Raw genomic sequence first — 15,267 nt, 5'->3', positions numbered from 1 at the left:
CAAAGCAGAATCCTTCGTCGCTATTTTCTTCTTGTTTAACGTATGCGAAAAGCAAATAAGATGTGAGAAGCGATGTCGTTTTCGAAAATGGCCCGTCGTGAAAAGTTGCGGGTTTTAGCCAGTACGCTTGTTAGTCTAAAAGTACAGGCGAGATTATAGCCGACATTCACAAATCCGCTTTTCAACCGGGCAACAAGTCTGCGAGCCCAAAGAAAAACGGCCTTTTTAATAAAAGGCCGTTATCACACCTATTTACGCTTTAAAATCCATGTATAGTTCGTCGCTTAACCGGCCGAATTCCTCGATGGATAATGTTTCTCCCCGGCGCTTTGGATCGATGCCGGCTCTTTCCAAGGCAGAAAGCAGCAAATCTTTCTTTTCCTTCCCATTTGGCAATCCGCTCGTCAAATTATTTTGGATGGTCTTACGGCGCTGGGCAAAGCTGGCGCGCGTGACAGTGAAAAAGAAATCTTCGTCTTTCACCTCAACTAACGGCTTTTCCCGTTTCGTCAACCGGATAACAGCAGAATCGACATTCGGTTGGGGAATGAAGACCGTTTTCGGAACAATCATGACGGTTTCAGCTTTCGTGTAATATTGGATGGCAATTGAAAGCGACCCGTATTCTTTTGTTCCCGGCTTGGCCGCAATCCGATCGGCTACTTCTTTCTGCAGCATGCAGACGATTCCCCGGATCGGCAGTTTTTCTTCCAACAGCTTCATAATGATCGGCGTTGTCACATAGTAAGGAAGATTGGCTACGACCATGACATCATCCAAAGCAGCGAATTCCTCCTCCATCACCTGCGCTACATTCGCTTTCAGAACATCCTCATGTATAACCTTTACATGGGGATAGGGCGATAAGGTATCCTCTAGGATTGGCAGCAGCCGTTGGTCAATTTCGAAGGCGACCACCTTTTTGCTGTTCTTTGCCAACTGTTCTGTCAAAGCCCCGATTCCCGGGCCAATCTCAATAGCGCCGCTTCTTTCCGGATCGAGTTCGGCAAAATCAATAATCCGCTGCAGGATATTTGTATCAATCAGGAAATTTTGCCCTAAACTTTTTTTGAATGAAAATCCGTATTTCTCCAATATCATTTTCGTACGGATCGGTGTTGCAATGTCTTTATGCATGGTCTTCCTCCTGGTTTATTTCGTTAACGGCCTTTATGAAGGCTTCTCTGCTGATTTGGAACATATTTAAACGATTGTATAATTGCTTTCCGTTAGCATACCCAATCCGTAGTTTAATGCCCAGTTTCTCTCTTCTTTCCTTCGCACCTTCCCCGCCTACCAAGCCGCACATCATCAAGTCTTCAGGCGAGATGACTTCGGAAAAATCCTCGTCGACTGTCTGCGCACCTTTCAGCGCTTCGCGGATGGCTTCAGGTGAAGCATGCTCTACACCGATCCCTTTGCCGTTCTTCGGTCTTGCTTCGGATTTTGGCAGAAAAGCATGCTTGCAGCCGCTGACCTGTTCAGATACAATCTTCCGGATTCTTTCTCCCGGATAATCAGGGTCGGTAAAAATAATAACCCCCCGCTTTTCTTGTGCAAGGCGGATTTTCTCTATGACAGCGTCTCCGATTGCCGAACCGTTCGTCTCGATGGTATCGGCATCCAAAGCGCGTTTAATCGCAGTCGTATCGTCTTTTCCCTCAACCACTATCATTTCTTTTATTTTCATAATTCCTCCGGTTTTGCAACGTTCTCTCCTGTTGCTTCGTCTAATATATAGAATCATTTTACATGATACTCTCTACTTTAACAAAAAAAAGCAGAGGTTTCTCCCCTGCTTTCCCGGTTAATTGATGATCCGTATCTTTACCGAACGTTTACCCCATTGGTAAGCCTTTGATTTGCTTGAGAAAAATACATCGATTTTATTCCCGCGTATGGCACCTCCGGTATCTGCAGCGATCGCATAGCCATAGCCTTCCACGAACACTTTCGATCCCAGGGGAATGACACTTGGGTCTACAGCGATGATTTTGGCGTTCGGATTGCTTCGCAGGTCATAGCCTGTCGCTGTCGTTCCCGAACAGCCATTGCACCCTGCCGTATAAGCAGTGGAGCTTACAATTATTTCGCGGCCGCCCGTCCCTGCATTTACATTTTTGCGATCCGTTAAGGAAACAGGCTCGGCAGACGCGCTTACTGATTTTGTACCTACAGCCACTATTTTATCTTGTTTTTCTTGGACTACCTTTTTTGCAACTAAGGATCTCTTAACTTCTTTGCCGTTCTCCGTTATTACTTCATACTCATGTGAAAGCAAGCCTGCTTTCCCTTCCGAAATCACTTTCTCGTTTCCTTCGGCTAAAGAATGATCTTTTCGGGAAACAACATCATAATTAATTGGTTCTTCCACTACATCGGTGACTTTTTTCACTCTCACAACATTCACGACGCTGCCTTCTTTCACAGAGTCGTATAATGATGGCTCAACACGGTCTAACGGCTGTAAAGAAATCCCTTGTTTCTTTAAAAAGTCAGCGACCGTAGTCGAAGTTGACCACACCTTTTTTGCTACGCCCCCATCAACCACATGTAGAATAAATGCTTTATTAATGGCTATTTCCATGTTGTCTTTAATAGTGGTTGATCCGGCTTGGGATATTTTGTCGTTAGCGTTGATGTCTATATTTTGTTCTTTCAGCATGTCTCCGACCGTTTTGGATGTTGTCCATATCTTTTTCTTGACCCCATCCTGGTTGATCGTGACTTCCTTTGCAGGCTTCCATGTAACCTGCAGTTCATTGCTTACTTTTGTGGTTCTCGCTGGATGTATATAATCATTTTTGTTTACAGATAAATCGAGTTCATCGAAGAGGTCTTGTATGGTGGAAGCGTGGGTTTTGACGACCTGTTCCTTACCGTCAAGCGCAAGTGCGACCGTCTTTTTTGTTCCTTGGTATAATAGCACTCCGGTTGCAATCAAGAAGACTATTAAACTAGTAATATATACAGCCATGCTCCTTCGTTTGAATACTTTGGCTGCGCTATTTTTTAAGGTTTTCATCACGATGACAAAAAACCTCCTTTCTCTCCGGTGATTATATAGACTTCCTCACATACTGTCAAATAAGGCTGTCTCACCAAACGTATTTACTATTATGCATAGCTGGTACGTTTTTGAAAAGAATAGTTTCTCGACAATTTCATCCCCCATTCGAAAAAAAAGCTGTAGAATGTCCGTTCATTCCATGAAAAGAAGACATACAATATGGGCATTCGACAGCTTTTTTTATCAATCTATGCCGAATAATTTCTTGGCATTGGCTGTGGTGATTTCTGCAATTTTTTCAAAAGGCACATCTTTCAATGCGGCTATTTCTTCGGCAACCAATTTAACATAGGCCGGTTCGTTCCGTTTTCCCCTGAATGGGTGCGGCGTAAGATACGGGCAATCCGTTTCCACTAACAAACGGTCTAATGGAATCTGGGCTGCTACTTCTTTAACATTTTTGGCATTTTTGAACGTGACTGGACCGCCGAATGAAATATAGAAATTCATTTTCATGCATTCTTTTGCGATTTCTTCGCTGCCGCTGAAGCAGTGCATAATGCCGCCAACTTCTTCGGCTCCTTCTTCTTTTAGGATGTCCATAACATCCTGTGTTGCCTCGCGGTTGTGGATGATGATCGGCAACTTCACTTTTTTAGCTAGCGCAATCTGTTTACGGAAGACCTCCTTCTGTATGTCTTTCGGTGATTTATCCCAGTGATAATCCAAGCCCATTTCCCCTAAAGCCACTACCTTTGGGTGGCTGGCCAATTCTTCGAGCCATTTTAGGTCCTCATCTGTCATGTCAATTGCATCTACAGGATGCCAGCCGACGCTTGCATACAAAAAGGGATATTTTTCTGCCAATTCAATTGCTCGTGTGATGGTTTCTGTATCGAACCCGACAACCACCATTGTTTTGACACCTTCTGCTTGCGCTCTTTCAATCACTTCTTCTAGATCTTCATTGTATTGTTCTGCATTCAAATGTACATGTGTGTCTATAAGCATGTTGAATCGTCCTTTCTAGCATTAGTTTATTATGGAAAAGAGATTTCATGTCTCACATTTAAGTAACATTTATATTACAAAAAGAGGACAAATAGATTACGTAATATGTCAAAAAGAATACCTAGTTTCTTCTATTGTAATAAATCCGTCTATTCTGGTTATTGTTCTATTTATTTCTCAGGAAAAGATGGATTCTATTGACCTACATTATTTGGCGAAAGAAAAAGGCACCCTAAAAATAAAGGAGCGTTTCACGTGAAACGTTCCTTTATTTACACATTATTTTACTCGTGCGCCATTCGGCAGTGATTCAGCTACTGTGGACAATGCCAGTTTTCCATCATGGCTTCCTGCCAGAATCATCCCTTGGGATAATTCTCCTCTTAGTTTCACAGGTTTTAAGTTGGTTACACAAATCACTTTTCTTCCTATTAACTCTTCAGGCTTGTAATGTTGGGCAATCCCGGATACCACTTGGCGCTTTTCATAGCCTAGATCCAATTGGAGTTTTAGCAGTTTATCCGCTTTTTTAACTGGCTCAGCTTCAAGCACTTCTGCTACACGCAAATCGACTTTCATGAAATCATCGATCGTGATTTCTTCAACTTCCTCAGCTTGCACTGCAGTCTCTTTTTGCTTTTTCTCTTCAGCAGGCGCGGCATTTCCTTGCATCTTCTCTTTAATGAAAGCTACTTCTTCTTCCATATCAAGTCTAGGGAAAATTGGCTCTCCTTTTTGGACAGTGGTTCCTTCAGGTATGATTCCGAATTGTGATAAACTTTCCCATGTTTTTAATTGTTCATCGTTGATTTGCAATTGTTGGAATATCTTTTCAGGCGTCTGGGTCAAGAATGGTTTTAATAATACGGCTGTTTGTCTTAACGACTCTGCTAAGTGGGCCATTACGCTCGCTAGCTCTTCCGTTTTCTCTTCTTTTGCCAAAATCCATGGTTGTGTTTCATCAATAAACTTATTTGTGCGGCTCACTAGCTGCCAAATAGTTGATAGAGCCACTGAGAATTCCATATGCTCCATCGCTTCTTCATATTTTAGGACTGTATCTTTGCTTACTTGTAGCAACTGTTGTTCAAATTCGTTTGCTGATTTTTTATAAGCTGGAATTTGTCCGCCAAAGTATTTTTGGATCATCGCTACTGTCCGATTCAATAGGTTCCCTAAATCATTGGCCAAGTCAAAGTTGATTCTTTCCACGAACCCTTCAGGCGTGAATACTCCGTCAGAGCCGAAAGGAACTTCGCGAAGCAGATAATAGCGAAGTGAATCCAAGCCATAACGATCGATCAGGGTAACAGGATCCACTACATTTCCTTTAGACTTGGACATTTTTCCGTCCTTCATCAATAGCCAGCCATGGGCAAATACCTTTTTAGGAAGCGGCAAGTCAAGCGCCATCAGCATGATCGGCCAATAAATCGTATGGAAGCGGACGATTTCCTTCCCTACTAGATGGACATCTGCCGGCCAGTATTTTTGGTATTTTTCATCATGGTCAGTGCCATAGCCAAGAGCTGTAATATAGTTAGACAAAGCATCAATCCATACATAGATTACATGCTTAGGATTGCCGGGAACCTGAATGCCCCAATCGAATGTTGTGCGGGAAACAGCCAAGTCTTCCAATCCTGGTTTAATGAAATTATTGATCATTTCATTTTTACGTGATTCCGGTTGGATGAAATCCGGGTTTTCTTCGTAGAACTTTAATAAGCGGTCTACATACTTGCTCATTTTAAAGAAGTAAGATTCTTCTTTCACTTTCTCGACCGGACGGCCGCAATCTGGACAATTTCCGTCTTCCACTTGGCGGTCTGTAAAGAAAGATTCACATGGCGTACAGTACCAGCCTTCATATTCATCCAGGTAAATATCCCCCTGCTCCAGCAGCCGCGCAAAGATTTTCTCAACGATTTCTTTATGGCGGGGCTGAGTGGTCCGAATAAAATCATCATAGGAAATGTCAAGCTTGCTCCATAAGTCTTTGATTCCGGATACGATATGGTCTACATATTGTTGAGGCGTCACACCATCTTCAGCTGCCTTGCGCTGAATTTTTTGGCCATGCTCATCCGTTCCTGTCAAATACATGACATCGAAACCTCTCATGCGCTTATAGCGTGCCATTGCATCACCGGCAACAGTTGTGTATGCATGCCCAATATGTAGATTGCCGCTTGGATAATAGATCGGTGTCGTGATATAAAAAGTGTTTTGATCTTTCATAGGTTCCTCCTCTTCATACTTCTATGGATAGATTGCCACCCACTGCATGATTGCTTTCCTTTTTCGTTCCAAATGTTTGAATACGTACTTACATTATATCAAGAAAATGTGCGAATTCATCTGAAAAGATTCTTTCCTGCTATCGGGAAGCAGCTAACTTATTATACTGTAAGCATTGCCTTGAAACCACTGAAGTTATACGTTCATGGTACATGATTTCACAAGGCTTAGCATATAAATAAACGTTTTTTAGGCCATGGGTAAGTCTCTATTTTTGCAAGAATATTCAATAGAGAGTATAATTAGAAAATATAACCTTATTTTCTTTATTTTCCTATCTCTTCAATCCTGTGATTCTCCATTATTTCTACAGATGTTTGTCGAATGCCGTCGAATACTATACCATCCACACTTATTCTATCCTTCATTGCTGTGTTTCCAGATCGTAACTATATAATGCAATTAACTTGTAAAACCTTGTTATTAAAGGAATTATTTAAATTTAAAGGATTAAAACAAAAAGATTGACGGATATGGGAATGGCTGGTATTATTAATTTATTACAAAAATTTTGTCGAATATTGACGAAAATTATATTTTTCAATCCAATCTATTGAGAGGAGCAGTTACATAATGAAATCTACAGGTATCGTTCGTAAAGTTGATGAATTAGGCCGCGTTGTTATTCCTATCGAACTTCGCCGTACTTTAGGAATTGCAGAAAAGGACGCTCTTGAAATCTACGTAGACGACGAGCGCATCATCCTTAAAAAATACAAACCTAATATGACATGTCAGATTACTGGTGAAGTATCAGATAATAACATGACATTGGCAGATGGCAAATTGATCTTGAGCAAAGAAGGCGCTGAGCAACTTCTTAAAGAAATCCAAGAGCATTTGGAAACATCTAAATAAGCATAAAAAAGAAACAGGAACCTTAGTCACCTGTTTCTTTTTTTGTGAAATATTATTCAATGTGATAAGCATGATACACATTGCGTTTTTGCAAGCCCCGGTCTTTAGCCGTTTCCTTTATGGCCTCTTTATTAGACAATCCCTTATCCTGCATATAGGCATTCACATGCTCAACCAAGTTCAATTCTTCCCACCATGGTTTCTCGTTCGGCATTTCTTCCTCTGAAGCGCCTTCCATAATCAAACAAAACTCCCCGCGTATCTCATTTTGCTGTGACCAAGCCACTATTTCGTCTACTGATCCGCGAATAAACTCCTCAAATTTCTTAGTCAATTCCCGGCAAAGGACAATGCGGCGATTCCCCACAATCGTTTGAATGGCAGCAAGTGTATCTTTCAATCGATGCGGCGATTCATACAGAATAACCGTTGCATCCATCCGTTTAAGCTTCTCAAGCTGCTTTTTCTTATTCTTGGCGTTTCTGTCCAGGAACCCGTAAAAATAAAAAGGCTGTGTCTGGATGCCAGATGCAATTAATGCTGTCAAAGCGGCATTGGCGCCAGGAAGCGGAATCACAGTAATTCCTTGCTCTAATGCGTCCCTTACTAATTCAAATCCCGGGTCAGAAATGGCCGGCATGCCGGCGTCGCTTACCAGCGCGACCGTTTGGCCATCCAATATCCGCTCAATGACATGTCTGCCGCTGTACTCCTTGTTATGTTCATGATAGCTGATAATGGGCGTATCAATTTCAAAGTAATTGCACAGTTTTTTTGTATTGCGGGTATCCTCCGCTGCTATAACATCCGCTTCTTTTAATATACGGATGGCTCTATAGGTCATGTCTTCCAGGTTCCCTATAGGGGTAGGCACTAGGTAAAGTACGCTTTCATGGCCTTCAAGGGCAAAGCTTCTCTGTTGGTGCATAGGATGACTCTCCTCCTCGATCATTATTCCTGTTCCCGTTTACCTTGTTTGATAATGGTTTCTTTTTGTGTGCGTGGTAATTGTTTAAACTGATATTCAGCTTTCATGGCTTCTTCTTTTGTTGGATAAGATACCTGATAGACTAGCGAAACAGGCGTTCTTCCCCTTGTGTACTTTGCGCCTTTTTCTTCATTATGCATGCGGATTCGATGCTCGAGGCGGTTTGTATAGCCGGTATAATAGGTGCCGTCGCTACACAACAGCACATACATGACATGCTCATTCTCCATAAAGGATTTTCCTTGCTTCTTCACTGTATTCTCTATCTTTTCCGTACACAATGAAAGGCGGCAGTATTTTCAAATCGGGACTGCCATCCTTGATGCCCTCAATCAGAATGGTATTCGCTTCTTTTCTTTCACTTGGATACACAAATTGAAGCCTTTTGGGCTCAAGACGATATTGTCTCATCAGTGTGAGGATGTCCATCAGGCGTCCTGGCCGGTGGACGAATGCCGCTTTTCCTCCCTGCTTCAACAATTGGGAACTGGCTTTGACCACATCCTCCAGATTGCACATAATTTCATGACGGGCAATTGCATAGTGGTGATTCTTATTATGCTCGTCTGCCTTGGGGGTTGGAAAATAAGGCGGGTTGCATGTGACCACATCATATTTACTATGGCCGATTTCTTTAACAATCTCCTTTAAATCGCCATGAATCATAGTAAGCTGTTCTTCAAGTTTATTGTATCCAATGCTTCGGACTGCCATATCATATAGCCTTTCCTGGATTTCAACCCCGATGATCTCTCCGCGCGTTCTCGTGCTTAGGAGCAAAGGGATCACGCCGTTTCCAGAGCATAAATCGACTAATTTCCCTTTCACAATCGGCACCGATACGAACCGTCCCAATAGGATGGCATCAAGGGAAAAGGAAAAAACAGATGGGCTTTGGATAATCCGCAGATCCTCTGCCAATAGATAATCTAATCGTTCATCACCTTGTAATAACACGTAGTTTTTGCACCTCAATCTTTCAGTTTCATCAATGGAACCCTATCATCTGCCGGCAGTAGTTGGCTTTTAGGGTCTATTATCTCTTTTTTATCCTATAAAAAAACCTCCCGTTTAAAGGGAAGGCTTCTTATTTTTTATTCAAGAAAGAGAGGCAGAAGAGGCAATCGCCTTCCTTACGAGGGCTGCCAAAATGCAAATTGCAAATATGGAATCCTTCCTGGTATAGGCGGGCAAGATTATCGTAACCCTCTCCTATATCGAAGCCTTTATCTTCCTTTGATTCATGTTGTGTCTTTCTTTTCTTTAGGGCTTTTTCCGGCTTCTTATTGGCTATATGCTGATCTAGGCGACGTCTGAGATGTTCATTCTCTACCATCAACATATTGTTTTCTTCCAGAATCTCAGCAACATGGTCTTTTAATTCACCGAGTTGCTTATATAATTGTCCGATTTGAGCCTCCATGCTGCTGACAGAATCAAATATTTCTTTCTTATCCATGTGCGCTCACCACCTTAATAATCTGTGGCTTGAATAGAAACGGCTCCCTCATTTAGAATTTCTTCCAAAGTGAACTCGACCACTTTCCCCGGCTCTGAAAGTTCCACTTGAAGTACTCTTTCTAGAATATTAAGCCCCACTACCTTGCCTGTTCCGTTCGGAGTTTTTATCATTTCTCCAAGATCAGGAAGCTGTTCTTTTGCAGTTTCGTATTCATCATTTTCATATTTTAGGCAGCACATCAATCGGCCGCATAATCCTGAAATTTTTGTAGGATTCAAAGATAAGTTCTGGTCCTTGGCCATCTTAATGGAAACCGGCTCAAAATCACCCAGGTACGTAGAACAGCAAAGCATTCTGCCACAAGGGCCAATCCCGCCAAGCATCTTTGCTTCATCCCGGACACCGATCTGGCGAAGTTCAATGCGCGTCCGAAAAATAGCGGCTAAATCTTTAACCAATTCCCTGAAGTCCACCCGGCCATCTGCCGTAAAATAAAAAATGACTTTATTTCGATCAAAGGTATATTCGACATCTATTAATTTCATGTCAAGCTCGTGTTCTTCGACCTTTTGACCGCACACTTCATAAGCTTCTGCTGCAGCTTTCTTATTCTCTTCAACAATCAGCCTGTCTTTTGAATCGGCAATACGCAGAACTTTTTTCAATGGCAATACAACGTCATGTTCTTCTACTTGTTTCCGGGCAATGACTACTCTTCCAAATTCTACTCCACGTGCTGTCTCGACAATCACGAACTCATCTTTTGGAATTTCGAAATCGCCTGGATCGAAGTAGTATATTTTACCCGCTTTTTTGAAGCGGACTCCTACTACATCAAACAAAGGATGATCCCTCCTGCAAATTCAACACTAGTTGCTCCATAACTAGTTGTGGATTTGTATTAGACATGAGTCTCCTTTTAGCCTCCAAGATTGCTTCCATATGCTCGGCAACCTTTCTTTGTTGGCTCTGAAGGGCATATCTTTCTAATTCAGATTGCTTAGACTTGAATACGACAGCATCCTTGTTGTCTAACTGTATATATAGTAAATCTTTATAGATAAGAAGTAATAAGTCTAACCCACGGTCAACCTGATCTTTATCTTTAAAAAAGCCAAACCATTCTTCCTGTAAATCGATTAAAGCCTTTAAGTAATCCTGGTTCAGTGCTTCATATAATTTTACCACTTTTCTTTGAGCTTGTGCAAACCAATCATCCAAACATATTTGCTTCGCTTCTTCAAAACTGTTAGTTAATAGGGAGGCAATTTGTGCACTCTGAGGGTCTGCTCCTTCATCTATGAGTTTTTTCAGAACCAGATGGGTTGGAAGCGGCTGAAAGGTAATGACTTGGCAGCGGGACAGAATAGTCGGAAGGATGCGTTGCGGTTGTTCTGTAATCAGTATGGCAACCGTATCTGCCAAAGGCTCTTCAAGGAATTTTAACAAGCTGTTGGCTGCCTGCACCGTCATTTTTTCTGCATGGGTGATCACGTAGAACTTCCGGTTTGATTCTACCGCTTTCTTTGTGAATTCATCCTGCAAATATTGGATTTGCTCCTTTTTGATAGAAAGTCCATCCGGTTCAATTATATGGACATCGGGATGATTGCCACTTACAATCCTGCGGCAGTTCGTGCATTCATTGCAAGGCTGCATGCTTTCATCCCGGTGTTCACAGAATAAGCTTCTTGCCAATAAAGACGCGCTGTCTTTCTTGCCTGTCGCTTTTTCTCCCTCAAATAGATACGCATGGGCAAGCCTATTCTTTGAGATACTATTCTGAAGCATGCGGGAGACTAGTGGCTGTATATCCGTAAGCTCACTCCATGTGTTTATCATATATATAGCAATCACTACCTTACGTATATAAATTAATCAATAATCCTTTGATTTCACCGATTTGGCTTAATATAGTGAGAGAATCCTTCTCTTGGCCCATTACATCCTCCGTTAACTGGACCAATTTTTCATCAATGGTCTGTACCGTCTTCAATGGGCGGCTTTGGCCGTATTGGTTCCAGCTTTGCGATTGTTTCAGGCCCATCCCGTAATCGACAGCTTCCTTTATAAACTTCTTAACTAGGCTTTTATATTTGGCCAAATCCTTAAATGTCCGCGAACGGCTTAAACGATCGCCTGCTCCTTCAATATCAGAAAGCAATTGATTTAAACTATTCATTTGCAGCTTTTGATCCTGTTTTTGGATAACCCCAGAGAAAGCTACACTTCCCTGGCTAGCCGGTTTAGGTTCTTTTGAGATCTTATCCATTTTAACAGGAAGGTCCTGATTTATTTTCATCCCAAACCCTCTTTTTTAAGTTAGAATTGATGGAACTGCTCGACTGGCAGCACAAATACGGTCGCTCCGCCAACCTGGACTTCTACCGGATAGGGGACATAAGAATCTGCATTGCCGCCCATGGGCGAAATCGGCGCAACAAATTGTTCTCTCGATTGGCAGCTGTCTTTAATCACCTGTAAGGCTTTATTCACCCGGATTTCTTCTGTACCAATCATGAATGTAGTATTGCCTGATTTAAGGAATCCGCCTGTTGTTGCCAGTTTCGTTGCCCGAAAATTATGCTCTACTAAAGCTGATGACAGCCGATTGCTGTCCTTATCCTGTACTACTGCAATGATCATCTTCATGGCCCTGTTCCTCCTCATATTCATCCATTGAATCTTTTCTCTATATTATAGCAACACTTGAAAAATTTTTCTTGTTTTTCCTTAATTATACTTGTCAGTCCTTCAATTGCTCACATGCCTTCTGCACTACTTCATACGCTTTCGCCAATACGTTTTCTATATCAAGGGATGCATCAATCACTTTGATTCGGTCTGGGAACTTTTTCACCAGCTGTAAATAACCCTCCCGAACTTTTTGGTGAAAAGCCAAATCCTCGGCATCCAAGCGATTCACTTCCCTGTCACTGTTCGCTTCAATACGCTTTAAGCCTTCCTGTGAAGTGATATCAAAATACAATGTGCAATCCGGCATGGTATCATCGATGGCAAATTGATTTATTTGAAAGACAGCTTCCATTCCTAACCCTCTTGCATACCCTTGGTACGCCAAAGAGCTGTCTACAAAGCGGTCGCATAATACTATATAGCCTTCTTGCAGAGCAGGCACAACTTTTTCTACAAGATGCTGTCTTCTGGCCGCCGCATATAGCAGGGCTTCCGTCCGCTCATCCATTTCCGTATTGTTATTGTTCAGCAATATCTCACGGATCTGCTCGGCAATCGAAATCCCGCCCGGCTCTCTGGTAAGCAAAACTTTTTTCCCTTCATTCAACAACTGTTTGTGCAACAAAGAAAGAATGGTCGTTTTCCCTGCACCATCCGGCCCTTCTGCACTTATAAAAATTCCGCGCTCCATCTGTTTTCCTCCATTATGTCTACAATCGTTACCTTATATTTTATCATATACTGCTATCTTTTTTTGGGCTTCATCCTTAAAACCGTGGAAATGGGTCCCTGCCTCGACCAATTCCTGCAGCTGCTTTAATTTGCTCTCCGAAAGCCTTTCCCCTTTTATAATGAAAGGAATGCCGGGAGGATAAGGAATAATCGTTTCGGCAGCGATGAATCCGGCACTTTCTGCAAACGGCAAACTGCGCTCCTTGCGTGACGCCATTTCATCATAGGTAAGTGCCAATGTTGACACTTTGGCATCTTCATCTACTATTACTTTTCCAGATTGGATGGATTCTTGCGTTTTCGATCTTCGCACAGCCTTTTTGCAGGCCAAGACCATCTGCTCAAATGGGTAATCCTGTCCTGCTTTTAAAATCGGCAATACAAGCAACACATTGCGGATATCCGCCAATTCCGTATAAATATGTTCTTTTCTAAGCTCTTCTTGCAATGTGAAACCACTATAGGTCCCATCACTTTGAAGGACTGCCTTTAACAAATCAGCGCTGCCTCGTGCCGGTTGGAGCAATTTTATTCCTTCCAATGCGCTAAGTTCTTTTTTGAATGCCTCTATACATGATTTTGTATAATCCAAGTCCTCTTTAGTGAGCGTCCCGAGAAACGAACGTGCAAGGTCCAGTGATGCCATGATTGGATAAGATGGGCTGCTGCTTTGCAGAATCTGAAGATATTCCTTTATATTGTGGGGGAAGCGGCAATTTTGGCCAATATGCAGATAAGACCCCATTGTCATGGCCGGCAATGTTTTATGCGCTGACTGCACCACATAATCTGCTCCCATCGCTAAACTGCTTTTCATAAACGGCTCACCTGCAATAAAATGTGCACCATGTGCCTCATCAACCAACACTTGGACACCATGTTCATGCGCAAGGTGAATCGTTTCAGTCAAGTCCTCCCCGATCCCATAATACGTCGGATAAGTTAGAATCAATGCCTTTGCATCCACATAGGTGTCTAAGGCAGATTGTACGGTTGTGAACTCTACCTCTTCAGCCGTCCCCCACTCGTCATTGTAGCGGGGCGATAGGAATACAGGCTTCACTCTCGCCAATTCAAGCGCGTTCATAATGGACTTATGGCAATTCCTTTGAACAAGTACTGTATCTCCCGCTTTACAGGTTCCAAGTACCATCGCCAAGTTTCCCACAGTCGAGCCATTCACCAAAAAGAAGCTTTGCTGTGAATCGTAGAGAGCAGACAACAGCTCCTCGGCTTCTTTAATCACGCCTTCCGGTTCATGTAAATCATCAAGGCCTTCCAACTCAGTGCCGTCTAGCTTTAATATCTGTCCGAAATAATCATTTCCTTTATCTAAAAAAACCTGTCCGTTCTTATGGCCTGGCACGTGGAAAGAGACGGGTTTCTCGTCCGCGAACCTTTTTAGAGCGTCATATAAGGGTGTATGTTCTTGCTTCATTTACCTTGATCATCCTTTTCATTTCGTCTGTATCCACAGTTTAGCAAATATAAGTTCTTTGTAGACATACACGAAAATCTTTCTTCTTACATATACTTAGAAAACCTGTTGAAACTTATTATTCAGAAATATGTATGTGTTTTGTCAAAGTGGACAGAATGGATTTATGGAGGTGTCATGATGAAAAACAGTGAGAGCATGTTTCAGTCCTGCATCATATGCGAAGAAGAGAAAAAACAAGGGATTTTCCTTTATACTTCATTCATTTGCCAAGAATGTGAAACGGGTATTCTTCAGACAGAAACCTCAGATCCCATTTATCATTACTACTTGGATAAATTAAAGATGATCACACTTCCTCAAAGTTTTTTATAGTCCTCCTTCTTCACAAAATGCCTTCAAAAGCACAAGGCATTTTTTATTTTGCCCAATCCCCCTTTTTTACTGCATAAAAAAAGACCAGCACTCGGCTGATCTTTCGTTTGCCTGGCAACGTCCTACTCTCGCAGGGGGAAACCCCCAACTACCATCGGCGCTGAAGAGCTTAACTTCCGTGTTCGGAATGGGAACGGGTGTGGCCTCTTCGCCATCATTACCAGACATGTATTTTTTTAAAAGGTTTATTCCTTCAAAACTAGATAACGGAAGGAGTAAGATTTTTATTCAAACACGTAATCCAGCTACGGCTCCTAGCTTTTCGGTCGTTTCGGTTCGCCACTTCAAATCCAAAATCGGGATTTGTAGTGTCAACCCTCCAACGCCGTCAAAGC

16 protein-coding genes, 1 rRNA gene and 1 pseudogene are annotated in these 15,267 nt (G+C 42.3%); 2 read left to right on the top strand and 16 right to left on the bottom strand.

Annotation, left to right across the window (positions count from 1 at the left end; translation table 11 throughout):
• Positions 1 to 252: 252 nt before the first annotated feature.
• From rsmA to metG, 5 genes and pseudogenes are all read right to left on the bottom strand, one after another.
• Entirely contained in the window at positions 253 to 1,137 is an 885-nt protein-coding gene (gene rsmA / locus BN1765_RS01605; RefSeq protein ID WP_050613562.1) for a 16S rRNA (adenine(1518)-N(6)/adenine(1519)-N(6))-dimethyltransferase RsmA, read from the bottom strand.
• Positions 1,130 to 1,690: a ribonuclease M5 gene (gene rnmV / locus BN1765_RS01600; protein ID WP_050613561.1), complete on the bottom strand. Its 561-nt coding sequence runs from the start codon at positions 1,688 to 1,690 to the stop codon at positions 1,130 to 1,132. Before rnmV ends, rsmA begins: the two co-directional genes overlap by 8 nt.
• A 117-nt stretch (positions 1,691 to 1,807) precedes the next feature.
• Positions 1,808 to 3,025 (bottom strand): G5 and 3D domain-containing protein, encoded by a 1,218-nt coding sequence (locus BN1765_RS01595; protein ID WP_230199556.1) that lies wholly within the window; start codon positions 3,023 to 3,025, stop codon positions 1,808 to 1,810.
• Positions 3,026 to 3,253: 228 nt separating this feature from the next.
• On the bottom strand, positions 3,254 to 4,021 hold the full coding sequence (locus tag BN1765_RS01590; protein WP_050613560.1) for a TatD family hydrolase: 768 nt from the start codon (positions 4,019 to 4,021) through the stop codon (positions 3,254 to 3,256).
• A gap of 279 nt (positions 4,022 to 4,300) precedes the next feature.
• A pseudogene (gene metG / locus BN1765_RS01585) lies at positions 4,301 to 6,265 on the bottom strand (methionine--tRNA ligase); the annotation flags it as partial.
• 630 nt (positions 6,266 to 6,895) lie between these two features.
• On the opposite strand from metG, the gene BN1765_RS01580 reads away from it, so the two are divergent.
• Complete coding sequence (locus BN1765_RS01580) at positions 6,896 to 7,180, top strand: AbrB/MazE/SpoVT family DNA-binding domain-containing protein (RefSeq protein WP_050613558.1); 285 nt, start codon at positions 6,896 to 6,898, stop codon at positions 7,178 to 7,180.
• 52 nt (positions 7,181 to 7,232) lie between these two features.
• Here the strand turns inward: BN1765_RS01580 and rsmI are convergent, their stop codons facing one another.
• From rsmI to BN1765_RS01530, 10 genes are all read right to left on the bottom strand, one after another.
• Positions 7,233 to 8,108, bottom strand: a complete 876-nt coding sequence (gene rsmI, locus BN1765_RS01575; protein ID WP_050613557.1) for a 16S rRNA (cytidine(1402)-2'-O)-methyltransferase — start codon at positions 8,106 to 8,108, stop codon at positions 7,233 to 7,235.
• Between the two features lie 23 nt (positions 8,109 to 8,131).
• Positions 8,132 to 8,398: a GIY-YIG nuclease family protein gene (locus BN1765_RS01570; protein ID WP_050613556.1), complete on the bottom strand. Its 267-nt coding sequence runs from the start codon at positions 8,396 to 8,398 to the stop codon at positions 8,132 to 8,134.
• Entirely contained in the window at positions 8,388 to 9,125 is a 738-nt protein-coding gene (locus BN1765_RS01565; RefSeq protein WP_050613555.1) for a tRNA1(Val) (adenine(37)-N6)-methyltransferase, read from the bottom strand. The genes BN1765_RS01570 and BN1765_RS01565 overlap by 11 nt, the downstream gene beginning before the upstream one ends.
• A gap of 130 nt (positions 9,126 to 9,255) precedes the next feature.
• Positions 9,256 to 9,627: a DNA replication initiation control protein YabA gene (yabA, locus tag BN1765_RS01560; RefSeq protein ID WP_050613554.1), complete on the bottom strand. Its 372-nt coding sequence runs from the start codon at positions 9,625 to 9,627 to the stop codon at positions 9,256 to 9,258.
• Positions 9,628 to 9,641: 14 nt separating this feature from the next.
• Positions 9,642 to 10,472 carry a competence/sporulation regulator complex protein RicT gene (locus BN1765_RS01555; RefSeq protein WP_050613553.1) on the bottom strand — a complete coding sequence of 277 codons (831 nt, stop codon included), beginning with the start codon at positions 10,470 to 10,472 and terminating at the stop codon, positions 9,642 to 9,644.
• A complete protein-coding gene (gene holB / locus BN1765_RS01550) occupies positions 10,465 to 11,472 on the bottom strand; it encodes a DNA polymerase III subunit delta' (protein WP_050613552.1) in 1,008 nt (335 codons plus the stop codon). The genes BN1765_RS01555 and holB overlap by 8 nt, the downstream gene beginning before the upstream one ends.
• Before the next feature lie 19 nt (positions 11,473 to 11,491).
• Positions 11,492 to 11,932: a YaaR family protein gene (locus BN1765_RS01545; protein WP_050613551.1), complete on the bottom strand. Its 441-nt coding sequence runs from the start codon at positions 11,930 to 11,932 to the stop codon at positions 11,492 to 11,494.
• A gap of 20 nt (positions 11,933 to 11,952) precedes the next feature.
• Positions 11,953 to 12,282, bottom strand: coding sequence for a cyclic-di-AMP receptor (locus BN1765_RS01540; RefSeq protein ID WP_050613550.1), 330 nt, complete (start codon positions 12,280 to 12,282; stop codon positions 11,953 to 11,955).
• Between the two features lie 94 nt (positions 12,283 to 12,376).
• Positions 12,377 to 13,018 (bottom strand): dTMP kinase, encoded by a 642-nt coding sequence (tmk, locus tag BN1765_RS01535; protein ID WP_050613549.1) that lies wholly within the window; start codon positions 13,016 to 13,018, stop codon positions 12,377 to 12,379.
• Between the two features lie 33 nt (positions 13,019 to 13,051).
• Positions 13,052 to 14,497 carry an aminotransferase class I/II-fold pyridoxal phosphate-dependent enzyme gene (locus BN1765_RS01530; protein ID WP_050613548.1) on the bottom strand — a complete coding sequence of 482 codons (1,446 nt, stop codon included), beginning with the start codon at positions 14,495 to 14,497 and terminating at the stop codon, positions 13,052 to 13,054.
• A gap of 177 nt (positions 14,498 to 14,674) precedes the next feature.
• On the opposite strand from BN1765_RS01530, the gene BN1765_RS01525 reads away from it, so the two are divergent.
• Entirely contained in the window at positions 14,675 to 14,872 is a 198-nt protein-coding gene (locus tag BN1765_RS01525) for a sigma factor G inhibitor Gin (protein WP_315969822.1), read from the top strand.
• A gap of 109 nt (positions 14,873 to 14,981) precedes the next feature.
• On the opposite strand, the gene rrf is transcribed toward BN1765_RS01525, so the two are convergent.
• Positions 14,982 to 15,097, bottom strand: a 5S ribosomal RNA gene (gene rrf / locus BN1765_RS01520).
• Positions 15,098 to 15,267 lie beyond the last annotated feature (170 nt).

This window comes from Bacillus testis (assembly GCF_001243895.1).
In the GTDB taxonomy this organism is placed as follows: domain Bacteria; phylum Bacillota; class Bacilli; order Bacillales; family DSM-1321; genus Bacillus_AD; species Bacillus_AD testis.
Note: the sequence above shows the minus strand (reverse complement) of the source record. Positions and strands in the feature narration are given on the sequence as shown.